This window comes from Nocardia suismassiliense, from assembly GCF_900269665.1.
GTDB lineage: Bacteria > Actinomycetota > Actinomycetes > Mycobacteriales > Mycobacteriaceae > Nocardia > Nocardia suismassiliense.
In genome coordinates, this window is the sequence record NZ_LT985361.1 from 5116426 (window position 1) to 5131929 (window position 15504).

General features: G+C 67.3%; 1 protein-coding gene (only partly in view). It reads right to left on the bottom strand.

Going from position 1 to position 15504, the window contains the following annotated elements:
- Positions 1–15504: the 3' portion of a non-ribosomal peptide synthetase gene (locus DBO33_RS22915; RefSeq protein ID WP_107656873.1), read on the bottom strand. Its footprint extends 5295 nt past the window's final position; 15504 of the gene's 20799 nt are visible here — the last part of the coding sequence; the start codon falls outside the window, past its right edge; the stop codon is at positions 1–3.

Consider the following 15504-nt stretch of genomic DNA (forward strand, 5'->3'; position numbering starts at 1 on the left):
CTACAAGAGGGTGTTCAGTATTCGGCCCACCACGCTCATCATTTCGGGGCGGTCGAAGTCGCCGTGCGCACAGTCCATCTCGATGACCTCGATGTGGCCGCCGATGTAGGAGCGCCAGGCTTCTTCGAGCTCGGTCTTGGCGTCGATGGTGCGGTTGCCGTCCATATCGAGCGTGGCGCCGAAGATCGTCAGGTCACCGTCGTAGAACGGCGAAGAGTAGCCCTCCCAGAGTTTGCAGTTGTTGACGAGCACTGTCGTCAGCCGCTGCACCAATTCCTGGATTACCGGAGCGTCGAGCTGGTCGCCGAATCTGTCGTCGGCCCAGGCCTTGACGCCGGCCATCGCCTCCTCCTCGGTCACGTCGGAATCGGCGGCCGACCCCTGCGGCGGCTGGCTGTCCATCACGGCGACGAAGCCGACTTCCAGTCCCCGCCGGGACAATTCGGCCGCCATGGCCTGCGCGACCACACCGCCGTAGGACCAGCCGAGCAGATAGTAGGGACCCTCGCTCTGGAGTGTCTGTATGCGATCGATGTAGTCCGCGACCATCTCCGCCATGGAACCGGCGGTCGGGCCACCGTCCAGGCCACGGGATTGAATGGCGTACACCGGCCGGTCCGGCAGGTGCCGTCCGAGCTGCTGGTAGAACCAGCCGAGCCCACCGCCGGGGTGCAGGCACCACAGCGGTTCGCGCGAACCGGAACTCTTCAGTGTCAGCACCGGATCGAAATCCGTTCCGACAGCACCACCTTCGTCGAGCCGGGCCGCCAATTTATCGACGGTTGGGGCGTCGAAGATGACCCGGACCGGGACGTCGACCCCCAGCACGGCCCGCAGTCGGCTGGTGAGACGGGTGGCCAGCAGTGAATGACCGCCCAGTGCGAAGAAGTCGTCATCGATACCCACTCGGTCGAGTCCGAGGATCTCGGCGAACAACGCCGTCAGCATCCGCTCCCGCTCGTTGCGCGGGGCGCGATACTCGCTGGCGGACAACAGCTCCGGGTCCGGCAGTGCGCCGCGGTCGAGCTTTCCGTTCGCCGTCAACGGCAGGCTGTCCAGCACCATGACCGTGGCGGGCACCATGAACTCCGGCAACCGTTCGCCCGCCCACCGGCGCACATCGGCGGACAGCACGCTCGCCTGCGGGCTGTTGGCATACTTCGCCAGGTCCGCCGCGGGGCCCGAAGTGCGGTACACATCGGTCAGCGGGCGGTGCTCGGCGGTGGCTTCGAGGAAGACCGCGTCCATCCGGCCCGCTGTCGCAGACCAGGTGACAGCCGTGGTGTATCCGCAGTCCTGCCCCAGGAGATGCAGGTCCTCTGGCAACGCGCCCACCCGTTCGTCCGCCGAGCCGAGCACCCCTTCGAAACCGACACCGGGCGTGGCCGTGCCGGGCAGGCCCGCCCGGATCTGTTCGGTGGCCTCGATTTCGGCGAACAACCCGGCGTGCGGAATCCCGGTGATCCGGATGCCCGCACCATGCCGAGCTCGGAGCTCGGAGCGCAACTGGTCGAGGTCGGTGAACTCGACTGCGGGGATGTCGGCGACGGACAGGTGGTCCGCCGGATCCTTGTGCAGCACAATGTCGTATCGATACCGGGTCAGCTCGTTGATCGAGCAGCCGCGCTTGAGCTGAATGTCGACGGCATCGAAACCGCTCACTTCGCGGCACACACCCGAGAAGTACTCCGGCGCCAACAGCAACTCCTGCTCGGCCGCCATATCTCGACGCACCCGATCACGCACTGTCGCCGGATCCGCCTCGCCGTTGCGCGCGAGTTGTACGGCGGTCGTGAACTCCTCCAGCAAGCTCAGGTTGCGGATGTCACCGAGGAACACCGCGCCACCGGGCGCCAGCAGCGTCGAGACCTGTTCGAGCACCCGACGCAGATAGCCTTCGCCGGGGAAGTATTGGACCACCGAGTTCAACACCACGGTGTCGAAGTGGTTCTCCGGCAGTCCGGTGGTGTCGTCGGCGCCGCGCACGCTCAGCACAACACGGTCGACCCAGTCCTCGTGCAGCTCGTTCAGCCGCTGCCGCAGCGTGGTGATGGTCGGGGCGGAGAAGTCCGTGGCCCAGTATTCGGCGCACTCCGGGGCCACCTGGGACAGCAGCAAGCCCGACCCGACGCCGATCTCCAGCACGCGCTTGGGCCGCAGGCCGAGAATCCGCTCGACGGTGGCCGACCGCCATTCCCGCATCTGTCCCAGCGGAATAGCGGACCCGGTGTAGCTGCTGTTCCAGCCACCGAAATCCGAGCCGAACGGGACACGGTCGGTGTCTTCGTCCGTGCCACTGTCGGCCTCGTCGGGCGCGGAATACAGGTCGTCGTAGACCCGGCGCCACTGGCCGACCAACTCGTCCTCGCCGACCGCCGGTCCGGACCGATCCGGCACTACATAGCCGATCAGCTGTTTGCCGCCGGTGTCGGTCTCGCGGGCGACGACCACCGCTTGGGACGCCGAAGGATGCTGCGCCAGTATGGTTTCGACTTCGCCGGGCTCGACGCGGAAACCACGGATTTTAACCTGGTCGTCGACGCGGCCGACGAACTCCAGCGCGCCCGAGGAAGTCCACCGCACCACGTCACCGGTGCGATACAACCGACCTCCTGTCGGATCGAACGGGTCGGCAACGAAGCGTGTCGAGGTCAATCCCGCTCGGCCCCGATAGCCCCGCGCCAACTGCGCACCCGCCACATACAACTCACCGGCGACGCCCACCGGCACCGGCAGCAAGCCCGAATCCAGGACGTACGCCCGCATATTGACCAGCGGACGCCCGATCGGCACCGACCCGTCCGCGTCGGCGTCGGCAGTGAATGTTGTTGCGAACACCGTGGTTTCGGTCGGTCCGTAACCATTGACCACCTCGACGTCGGCAGCCACGTTGTGCACTCTGCGCGCCAAGGCCGAGGAGAGTTCGGCGCCGCCCGCGATCACCTGGGTCAGGCCCTCGAAAGCGTTGCCGGGCATTGCTTCGGCCCGTTCCACCAGCACCGACAGCAGCGCCGGTGTCGCGAACATTCTCGTCACCGACCGGGTGGCGACCAGCTCGAGCATTTCGCCCGGGTCCGAACGCAATTCACTCGCCAGCACCAGTCCCCCACCGGCGCACAACGCCGCCCACATCTCGTAGGTCGAGGCGTCGAAAGCCATCGAGGAGTGGACGAGCACCCGCTCGGCCGGGCCGGTCAACCAGCCCTGCGAAACGTGATTGACCACGTTGCGGTGGGTGATGCCAACACCTTTGGGGATGCCGGTCGAACCGGAGGTGTAGATCACGTACGCCAGGTTCTGCGGCCGCACCACCACGCGATCGAGGCCGGCCCGCGCCGCTCCATCCAGGGTTTCGTCCAGATACAGGCGCGGCGTAGCGCCATCGGGCAAGGCTTCGGCGGTGCCCCGCTCGGTGACGACTACGACCGGCTCGGCATCGGCGAGGATGAACGCCAACCGATCCGACGGGTAGGCCGGATCGATCGGCAAGTACCCACCGCCGGCCTTCCACACCGCCAGCAAGGCAACGATCAGCTCTAGGGAACGCGGTACCGCGACCGCGACAATGCTGTCGGCCGCCACCCCTTGCGAAACCAGCACCTGGGCAAGGGATTCGGCGCGCCGATCGAGTTCTCGATACGACACCTCAGTGTCCGCGCAGACCACCGCCACCGCTTCCGGGCTGCGAGCGACCTGTGCCTCGAACAGACCGACCACCGTGAGGTCGTCGGGATCGATGTCCACCGCAGTGTCGTTCCATCGCCGCAAAACCACTTCGCGCTCGTCGGCATCGAGTACCTCGATCGCCCGCACCGACATACCCGGATCAGCCACGGCCGAACGCAATACGTGCACGAACCGCGCGGCGATCGCCTCGACCGTGGACCGATCGAACAACTCCGTCGCGTACTCGATGAGCCCGTTCCACGGCAGCCCCGCCGGAGTATCGGCGATATTGAAGAACAGGTCGAACCGCGAGGCGGCCAGCGACGCGTTGTAGGGCTCGAACCCGACGCCCGGCAACTCCAAGTTGGCCAGGCTGTTGTTCTGGAACGCCAGCGTCACCTGGAACAGCGCGTGATGGGCCGCCGAGCGGGTCGGGTTGAGCAACTCGACCAGCAGCTCGAACGGTGCGTCCTGATTCTCGTACGCGGCCAGCGCTTTCGCCCTGACCTGACCGAGGACCTCGGTGAACGCCGCCCCCGGCGCCAGCCGCGTCCGCAGCACCCAGGTATTGACGAAGAAGCCGACCAGATCCGACAGCGCCTCGTCGGTGCGGCCCGCGATCGGCGAGCCCAGCGGAATATCCTCGCCGGCACCGAGTTTGCACAGCAGCACGGCCAGCGCCGACTGCAACACCATCGACACCGTGGCGCCCTCGCGCGCCGCCAGTCGCTCCACGCCGAGCCGGGTTTCGACGTCGATGTCGAACAGCATCATGTCGCCGCGGTAGCTCGCGACCCGTGGGCGCGGCCGATCGGTCGGCAGTCGCAACTGCTCCGGCAGGCCTTCGAGTTCCGCCCGCCAGTAGTCGAACTGCCGTGACAGCAGGCTGTCGGGATCTTCCGGCGCGCCGAGCAGTTCCCGCTGCCACAGCGTGTAATCGACGTACTGCACCGGCAGCGGCGACCACTCCGGCGCCTGATCCGCCAGCCGCGCCGCGTAGGCCACCGACAGATCCCGCAGCAGCGGCGCCATCGACCAGCCGTCACCGGCGATGTGATGGATCAGCAGCACCACCACGCAGTCGTCTGCGCCGGGACGCACCACGGTGACCCGGATCGGGATCTCACTGGACAGGTCGAATCCGTAGCGCACGGCAGCGGCCACCGCCGCATCCAACTCGGCCGGGTCCGTATCGGTGACGACCACCGGCACCTCGACCGAATTCGCATCGAGCACCTGCTGGGCAGGCATGCCGTCGGCTTCGACGAAGACGGTGCGCAGACTCTCGTGCCGAGCGATCACATCAGCGATCGCCGCGCTCAGCACCGGTACCTCCAGCCCACGCATCCGCACCGCGACCGGGATGTTGTAGGTCGCCGACGGCCCTTCCAAGCGGTGGATGAACCACAATCGCCGCTGGGCGTACGACGTCGGAACCACGTCCGGCCGCGAACGGGCCAGCAGCGTGGGGCGCAGTTGTGCGTCGGCATCGAGCCGAGTCGCCAACTGCGCCACCGTCGGCGCCTCGAAGACCGCCCGGATCGGCACCTCGATCCCGAGCGCCACCCGGATTCGGCTGGCCAGGCGGGTGGCCAGCAGTGAATGGCCGCCCAACTCGAAGAAGTTGTCGTCGATACCCACCCGGTCGCGACCGAGCACCTCGCCGAACAACTCGCCCAGCACCCGTTCGTCGTCGCTGCGGGGCGCGCGGTACTGCGCCGACGAGGTGAACTCCGGCGTCGGCAGTGCCTTGCGATCCAGCTTGCCGCTCACGGTCAGCGGCACCGAGTCGATCACCAGCACCGCCGCGGGCACCATGTATTCGGGCAGCAGATCGGCGGCGAATCGGCGCACCTGCCGTGCATCGACCGCGGCCGAGCTCGTCCGGTCGGGCACCAGATAGCCGACCAGCTGTTTACCACCGGCCTCGGTGTCGTGCGCCACCACCACCGCGCGTGACACCGAAGGATGCTGGGCCAGTACGCTTTCGACCTCGCCTGGTTCGATGCGGAAGCCGCGGATCTTGACCTGATCGTCGACCCGGCCGAGGAACTCCAACTGCCCGGAACGGTTCCAGCGCACCACGTCGCCGGTGCGGTACAGCCGGCCGCCGCCCGCCGGGTCGAAGGGATCGGCCACGAATCGGGCGGCCGTCATCCCCGGACGACCGTAATACCCGCGCGCCGTTTGGGTTCCGGCTACATACAGCTCACCGGCGACACCGACCGGAACCGGCGCCAGCCACGAATCCAGCACGAAGGTGCGCACATTGGTCAACGGCTGCCCGATCGGCACCGAACCGTTCCCAGCCGCGGCGGTATCGGCAACGCACACCGTCGCGAAAACCGTGGCCTCCGTCGGTCCGTAACCGTTGACGACCTCGACGCCGGGAGCGACCACCCGCAACCGGCGAGCCAGCGCCGCGGACACCTCGGCCCCACCGACGACGGCCTGCGCCAAGGTACGGAAAGGGTTGCCGGGCAAGGCTTCGACGCGATCGAGCAGCACCGGCAACAGGCCGGGCGTCGAGAACATCCGCGTCACCGCGCGGGTTTCGATCAGCTCCACCATCTCGGCGGGATCCGACCGCAGCTCGGCGGTCAGCACGAGTGCGTGACCACCGCACAGCGTCGACCAGATCTCGTAGGTGGAGACGTCGAACGAGACCGACGTATGCATCAGCACGCGATCGCTGGGGCCGGTAGACCAGTTCTGGCACACCAGGTTCGCCACGTTGTCGTGCGTGATCGCGACACCCTTGGGGACACCGGTCGATCCGGACGTGTAGATCACGTACGCCAAATTCTGCGGTCCGATTCCGGGTCGGCCGTTCCGGCCCACTACGTCGAGTGTTTCGAGGTTGTCGAGGTAGAGGAGCGGTGTTGTCGTGTCCGGCAGAATGCTCGCGGTAGCGCGATCCGTCACAACGACGACCGGTGCGGCATCGGAGAGAATGAACGCCAGCCGATCCGACGGGTAGGCCGGATCGATGGGGAGATACGCACCGCCGGCCTTCAGCACCGCCAGCATCGACACGATCAGCTCCACCGAACGCGGCACCGCCACGGCCACAATGCAATCCGGCCCGACACCGCGCGAAACCAACACCTGGGCAAGGCGATCCGCTCGACTGTCGAGCTCTCGATACGACACTTCGCTGTCCGTGCCGATGAGGGCGACTGCGTCCGGGGTCCGGGATACCTGAGTCTCGAACAACCCCAACAGGGTTCGGCCAGGCGCGAATGAGGCGGCGGTGTCGTTCCATCGACGCAACACCAGTTCGCGTTCCTCGGCGCCCAGCATATCGATGGAGTGCACCGGTACATCAGGATCCGACACCACTTGCTGAAGGATCCGCACCAATCGCGCCGCCATCGCTTCCACTGCGGCCCGGTCGAACGAGTCGGGGCGGTATTCCAAGTGCAGCGTCAGCGTCGGCGCGGTATTCGCGATGACCGTCAGCGGGTAGTGCGTCGGCGCGTTCGGGCGGGAGTCGCTGATGGCGATGCCGCTGGTATCGGTGACCTCGCCGATGCCGGTGTGGTCGACCGGATAGGACTCGAACGCGATGAGCGTGTCGAACAGGACATTCAACCCGACGGCCTGGTGGATCTCGCTCAACCCGACATGGTGATAGTCCAGCAGCGCAGTCTGCCGGGCCTGCAAGCCCGTCAGCAGGTCGGCCAGGGTGCCGCGCGGGTCGAACCGCACCCGGACCGGCACGGTATTGATGAACAACCCGACCATCGAATTCACGCCTGCGATCACCGGGGGGCGACCCGACACGGTGGCACCGGCTATCACGTCGGGGGTGCCCGTCGCCGCGGCGAGCACGAGTCCCCAGCCGCCTTGTACGACCGTGCTGAGGGTGGTTCCGAGCTCCGTCGACCGCCGGGTCAGGGCCGAGGCGGTTTCCGGCGACAGCGGCACCTCGATCCGCGCCACCTCCGGCAACTCGGCGCCATCGATGTGCTCGGTGCCGCCCACGCTGTCGGCGAGCAGAGTGGGTTCGTGCACGCCGTCGAGTTCGCGGTGCCAGGCCCGCACGCCCTCGTCGAAGTCCTGCTCCCCCAGCCACTTCAAGAATTCTCTGTACTCGAAAGCGGGCGGGAGCTCAGCAGTCCCGTCATACAGGCGGAACAGATCCATCACCAGCAGTGGCAACGACCAACCGTCCACCAGCACGTGATGCGCCGTCAGCACCAACTCCCACCGATCCGCATCCCTGCGCACCAGTGTCAACCGCAGCAACGGTGGAACGGTCATATCGAAATGCGCGTCCCGGTCCTCGGCCAGCAGCCGCTCCAACGCCGCATCGTCGGCCGAGTCCACCAGACGCCACGGCAACTCCACCTTGTCCACGACGACCTGAACCGCGTCACCACGACGATCGGCCACGAACGCGACCCGCAAGTTCGCATACCGGTCCAACAGTCGCTGACCTGCCATCCGCATCCGCTGCGCGTCCACCCGGCCGACCAGCCCGAACACGATCTGCATGTGGTACGCGTCGAAGCCCGACCCCGCCAACACCTGATGGAACAGCAGGCCCGACTGCATCGACGTCAACGGCCACACATCCACCAGGCCCGGATACCGCCGCTCCAACACGTCGATATCGGCCTGCGCCAAGCCCTTTGCCAGCACATCCGACGGAGACAAGCCGCCCCCACCGGCCGACACATGCGCCGCGAGCCCCTCGGCGGCATCCCGCCACAGGTCGGCCAGCTCATGTATCTCGTTCTCGGACAGCACTTCCGAGGGCGCGGCGAATATCGCTTGCAGCACCGGCCCCTCGCTGGTGTCGAGCACGATCGTGTTGACATCCAGCACCGCCATCGCGGGCATCGACTCCAACGCCGGGTCCACCGGCGTGATCAACTGCCCGGCATCGACCGAGGGCGTCCAGCCCGCGCCACGCAGCCGGTGCGGCAGCAGATCCGTCGAGGTGAAACGGCCGAGATAGTTGAAGCCGATCTGTCCGGCCGAATACTGTTGCAGCACTTCGGCGGTCTCGGGATTCAAGTACCGCAGCATGCCGTAGCCCATGCCCTTGTCCGGCACCGCGCGCAACTGTTCCTTCACCGCTTTGACCAACGCGCCTGCGGCTGGGCCGCCCGTGCGCAGCTCGTCCCACTCCGTCGCGGGCGCGGTCAACCGCACCGGGAACATACTCGTGAACCAGCCAACGGTCGTCGACAAATCCGCTCCGGGAACGATGTTCTCCTGACGACCGTGCCCCTCCAACCGGATCAACACCGATTCGGCACGGACACCCTTGCGCTCACGCCAGCGGTGCACGGCGACCGCCAAGGCCGCCAGCAATCCGTCCTCGACCCCGCCGTGGAAGGCCGTGAGCAGCGTCGTCAGCAGCACCTCGGTCGCCGGTACCGGAATACGGACCTGCGCATGGCCGACACTGGCCATGACATCGATCGCCGGATCCAGTGGCCTGCTGCCGAGCAGCGGATCGGGTCCGTCGAGAACCGCGCGCCACCAAGACAATTCGGCGACCCGCTCCGGCCGGGCGGCCTGCTCGACCAAGCCGTGCGCCCAGCGCCGCATCGAGGTTCCGGTCTTCGGCAGCACCGGCGTCACCCCGGCGCACACTTCGTGCCAAGCGGCGGCGAAGTCCGGCAACAGGATTCGCCAGGACACACCGTCGACCACCAGGTGGTGCGCCACGACCGCCAGCCAACCCGCGCGATCGGGGCCGGCGTCGAGCCAGACGAACTGCACCATTACCCCGGCGGCCGGCGCCAACCGACCTACCGCGGCACCCATCTCGTGCATCACCGCTTCAGACATCTCGTCGACCCCGGCCACCGGCACCCGGGTCACCAGTCCGTCCACCGCCACCGAACCCACCGGCGCCACGTCGAGCCCCGGCCCGCGCTCGTCGTCGACCAGCCGTGACCGCATCACGTCATGGCGATCCACCACCGCCGCCAAGGTCGCCACCAGCTCGGCCCGGTCGATACCGACCGGCAGATCCAGCACCATCGACTGCGTGGAACTGTCGAATCCCGCGCCCAGTTCCCGGACGAACCGAGCGACCGGCAGCAACGGCATCCAGCCGACGCCGCCGCCGGGCAGCTCCGCCAGCACCGGACCGGCGATCTCGCGTCCCGCGGCGACCGCCGCCAACGCGCCCGCCGTCTGCTGCTCGAAGACCTCGCGCGGGCTGATCTCCACGCCCAACTCGCGGGCCCGAGAGACCACCTGGATCGAACGGATACTGTCGCCGCCGAGTTCGAAGAAGCTGTCGTCCAACCCGACCCGCTCGAGGCCGAGGACCTCAGCGAAGACGGTGGTCAGGATCTGCTCTTCCGCCGACACCGGGGCCCGGTACGCCCGCGATGAACTCAGCTCCGGGTCGGGCAGCGCCTGCCGATCCAATTTGCCGTTCGCGGTCAACGGCAGCGAGTCGAGCACCATGACCACCGTCGGCACCATGAAATCGGGCAGTCGTTCAGCCACGAATTCGCGCGCTGTGCCGCCGTCGAGCACGGGGCGGTCCCCCTCGACCAAACCGGTGCGGTCGGCGACCACGTACCCGATCAGCTGCTTGCCGCCGGTCTCGGTGTCGCGGGCGACCACCACTGCCTGTGACACCGAAGGATGTTGCCCCAGCACCGATTCGACTTCGCCCGGCTCGACGCGGAAGCCACGGATCTTGACCTGGTCGTCGACCCGGCCGACGAACTCCAGCACCCCCGCCGGGGTCCACCGGACCACGTCACCGGTGCGATACAACCGGCCGCCCGCCGCATCGAACGGGTCGGCAACGAAGCGGGCCGAGGTCAACCCGGCTCTGCCCTGGTACCCCCGCGCCAGTTGTGCGCCGGCTATATACAGCTCACCTGCAAATCCGACCGGCACCGGCTGCAACCACGAATCCAGGACGTACGTCCGCATATTGGCCAAGGGTCTGCCGATCGGCGCCGAGCCTGCCGACACGTCATCAGCGGCGTGTACCGTCGCGAACACTGTGGTCTCGGTCGGGCCGTAGCCGTTGACCACCGCCACCCGGTCGGCGATCCGCTGCACCCGGCGCACCAGCGCGGCGGGCAGTTCGGCGCCACCGGCAATCACCTGGGTAAGGCGCTCGAACGCGTTGTCCGGCAGCGTGTCCGCGTGGTCGAGCAACACCGCCAGCAGTGCCGGTGTGGCGAACATCCTTGTCACCGAACGAGAGGCGATCAAGTCCAGCATTTCGGCCGGATCCGAACGCAGTTCGCTCGTCAATACCAGCCCGGCACCCGAGCACAAGGCCGCCCACATCTCGTAGGTCGAAGCGTCGAAGGCCATCGACGAATGGACGAGCACGCGTTCGTCCGGGCCGGTCAACCAGCCCTGCGAGACGTGGTTCACCACGTTGCGGTGCGTGACGCCAACACCTTTGGGGACACCGGTCGATCCGGATGTGTAGATCACGTACGCCAGATTCTGCGGCCGGACCTCGGCTCGGCCGCTCCCGTCCACTACGTCGAGTGCGTCGAGGTAGAGCAGCGGGGCTACCGCTTCCGGCAGAATGCTCGCGGTAGCGCGATCGGTCACCACGACGACCGGTGCGGCATCGGAGAGGATGAACGCCAACCGATCAGACGGATAGGCCGGATCGATGGGCAGGTATGCGCCGCCGGCTTTCAACACCGCCAGCAACGATACGATCAACTCCACCGATCGCGGCAATGCCACCGCGACAAGGCAATCCGGCCCCACACCGCGCGAGCTCAACACCTGCGCCAGGCGATCCGCTCGGGTGTCGAGCTCGCGATACGACACTTCGCTGCCCGCGTCGGCCAAGGCAACGGCTTCCGGAACCCGCGCAGCCTGCGCCTCGAACAGCCCGATAACGGTGGTGTCCGGGATGTCGATCGTGGTGTCGTTCCACCTGTGCAGCACCAGCTCGCGTTCGTCCGCGCCCAGGATATCGATGGCGGCCACCGGTGTCTCCGGGTCCGCGACAACCTGCTGCAAGATCCGCACCAGCCGCTCCGCCATCGCCTCCACCGCGGCGCGATCGAACGAGTCGCAGCGATAGTCGAGGTACAGCGTCAAAGTTGGTGCGGCACCCGCGATGACGGTCAACGGGTAATGCGTCACCGAGTTCGGACGCAGGTCGCTGATCGTGATCCCGCTGGTGTCGGTGGCTTCCTCGAGGCCGGTGTGGTCGACCGGATAGGACTCGAACGCGATGAGCGTGTCGAACAGGACGTTCAACCCGACCGCCTGGTGGATATCGCTCAGACCGACGTGGTGATAGTCCAGCAGGGCAGTCTGGTGTCCCTGCAACTCCGTCAGCAGATCGGCGAGGGTGTCGCGCGGGCCGAACCGTACCCGCACGGGCACGGTATTGATGAACAACCCGACCATCGAATCGACGCCGGCGATCTCGGCGGGACGGCCCGAGACGGTGGCGCCGACGATCACGTCCTGGCGTCCGGTCGCCGCGGCGAGCAAGATGCCCCACGCCGCCTGGACGACGGTGTTCACGGTGACGCCGAGTTCGCCTGCACGCCTGTTCAATGCCGTACCGATGTCGGCGGTCAGCGGCACCCCGACCCGATCGACACCATCGGCTGCCTCATCCGTCCCGCGCACACTGCTCGCGAGCAAGGTGGGTTCATGGACGCCGTCGAGTTCCCGGCGCCACGCCCGCACGCCTGCTTCGCCATCCTGCTGCCCCAGCCACTTCAAGAACTCCTTGTAAGCGGAGGGCTGCGGAAGGCCGGTATCGGAGCCGTAGAGCCGCAACAGATCTCGGATCATCAGCGGCAGCGACCAGCCGTCCATCAGGACGTGATGGGCTGTCATGACCAACTCCGCACGACGCTCGCTCATCAGCACCAGCGTCAAGCGCAGCAGCGGCGGGACCGCCATGTCGAAATGCGCGTTGTCGTCTTCGACAAGCAATCGGTCCAACGCCGAATCACGCTCGGCTTCGTTGCGATCACGCAGATCCACTACACGCCATGGCAATTCGACGTCGGCCACGACGACCTGTACCGGCTTGCCGTGCGGGCCCGGGGCGAAGGCCACCCGCAGATTCGGATACCGATCGAGCAGCCCCTGTCCCGCCGCACGCATCCGCTCCGGATCCACCTGTCCGGCCAGGCCGAACACCACCCGCATGTGGTAGGCGTCGAATCCCGAGCCGGCCAGCGCCTGATGGAACAGCAAGCCCGACTGCATCGGCGTCAACGACCACACGTCCGCCAAGTTCGGGTACCGCTCCTCCAGTACCTCGATCTCGTGCTGCCCGAGCCGGACCAGCGACAAGTCCGACGGCGTCAAACCGCCCGCACCCGACGTCCCGGCATATCGCGCCAGCCCGGTCAGCGCACTGCGCCACAGTTCGGCGAGGTGCGCGGTCTCAGTCTCGGCGAGCACTGCCTCGGGTGCCGCGAATACCGCTCGCAGCACCGGACCTTCGCTGGTATCGACGACCATCGTATTGACGTCCAGCACCGCCATCGCGGCCATCGCCGGATCGGGAGCCGCACTGGCTGCCGCGCTGTCCGCCGCCGGCGTCCAGCCCGTGCCGCGCAGTCGTTGCGGCAGCAGATCCGCGGCGTTGAGCCGACCGAGGTAGTTGAACCCGATCTGACCGGTCGAATACTGTTGCAGCACAGCGGCGGTGTCGGCATTGAGGTACCGCAGCAGGCCGTACCCGATGCCCTTGTCCGGTGTCGATCGCAGCTGTTCCTTGATCGCCTTCAGCAAGGACCCCGCGGCCGGGCCGCCCGCGCAGAGCTCCGCCCAGGGCGACTCGGCGGCAGACAATCGCACCGGGAACACACTCGTGAACCAGCCGACCGTACTGGACAAGTCGGCACCCGGAACCGTGTCCTCCTCGCGGCCATGGCCTTCCAACCGCATCAGCACCGAACGCTCGGTGTCGCTCCGCCCGTTGGTATCTCGCCACTGCGTGATCGTCGCCGCCAACGCGGCCAACAGCCCGTCCTCGACCCCGCCGTGCAATGCCGAGGGCAACGTCGTCAACAACGCCTCGGTCACCGCCACCGGAAGCTCGACATCGACGTGCCGCACGGTCGCCATCACATCGACTGCCGGATCCACCGGCCGGGCACCCAGTATCGGGTCCGGGCCATCCAACACCGAACGCCACCACGACAACTGCTCCGTCAGCTGTGGCGCGGCCGCCTGCTCGACCAACCCATGCGCCCAGCGCCGCACCGAGGTCCCCGTCCTGGGCAACACCGGTGTCTCTCCCGCCGACACCGCCTGCCACGCGGAGGCCCAGTCCGGCAACAAGATCCGCCACGACACACCGTCGATCACCAGATGATGCGCCACGATCGACAACTGGCCGCTCTGCGCGGGTCCCGCATCGAACCATACGAACTGCACCATTACCCCGGCCGACGGCGCGAGCCGGTGCACGGCCGCACCGACCTGCTCGGTGATCACCTCGGTCCGCTCCGCCGAATCCTGTTCGGGGACAGTCAGCTCGACGCGATGCAGCAACTGGCCCACATCCACCGAGCCCACCGGCCCTACCTCGAGCCCCGCCCCGCGCTCGTCGTCGACCAACCGCGACCGCAGCACATCATGGCGATCGATCACCGCCGACAATGTCGCCAGCAGTCCCGCCCGATCGATACCTGTCGGCAGGTCCAGCAGCATCGACTGGGTGAACCGATCGAATCCCGCGCCCAGCTCGCGCACGAACCGAGCCGCGGGCAACAACGGCAGCCAGCCCACGCCGCCACCGGGCAACTCGCTCAGCACCGGACCGGTCACCCCACGACCGCCGGCTATCGCGGCCAACGCAGCCGCGGTCTGATGCTCGAACACCTCGCGCGGGCTGACCTCCACGCCGGCTTCGCGCGCCCGTGACACCACCTGGATCGAGCGAATACTGTCGCCGCCCAGCTCGAAGAAGCTGTCGTCCACGCCTACCCGCTCGAGCCCGAGCACCTCGGCGAACACCGTCGCCAGGACTTGCTCCTCAGTGCTGCGCGGCGCCCGATATTGCGTGGACGCGGTGAACTCGGGATCCGGCAGTGCGGCCCGATCGAGTTTCCCGTTCTGGGTCAACGGCACCGCGTCGATCACCATCACCACTACGGGCACCATGAACTCCGGCAGGCGCGCGGCGGCGAAGTCGCGCACGGCACCGCCATCGAGTCCGGCTGCGCCAGCAGCGGATTGATCCGGGACGACATATCCGACCAACTGCTTGCCGCCGCCGACGTCGTGTGCCACGACCACCGCCCGCGACACCGAAGGATGGTCGGCCAGCACGGTTTCGACCTCGCCGGGTTCCACCCGGAAGCCACGGATCTTGACCTGTTCGTCGGCCCGGCCCGCGAACTCCAGCTGCCCGGAGTTGTTCCAGCGCACCACATCACCGGTGCGATACAGCCGCCCACCGGCCTGATCGAACGGGTCGGCCACAAACCGTGCCGCGGTCATCCCAGCCCGACCGTGGTAGCCACGCGCCAAATGCGCACCGGCCACATACAACTCACCGGTGACGCCCACCGGCACCGGCGACAACCACGAATCCAGTACGTATACCCGCACATTGCCCAGCGGGCGGCCGATCGGGATAACGCTGCCGACCTCGCTCCCCGCCGGGCATTCGGTCACCAGGACCGTGGTCTCCGTCGGCCCGTAACTATTGATGACCTCGACCTCGGCGTTGCGGGCGTGCAACTTCCGCACCACACTCGTGGCCAGCTCCGCGCCGCCGACGATGACCCGTTTCAGCGTCCGCAAGGGGTTGTCGGGCATCGACTCGACATAATCGACCAAGGCGGACAGCAACGGCGGCGTCGCGATCATCTTCGTCACCGACCGGGCCTC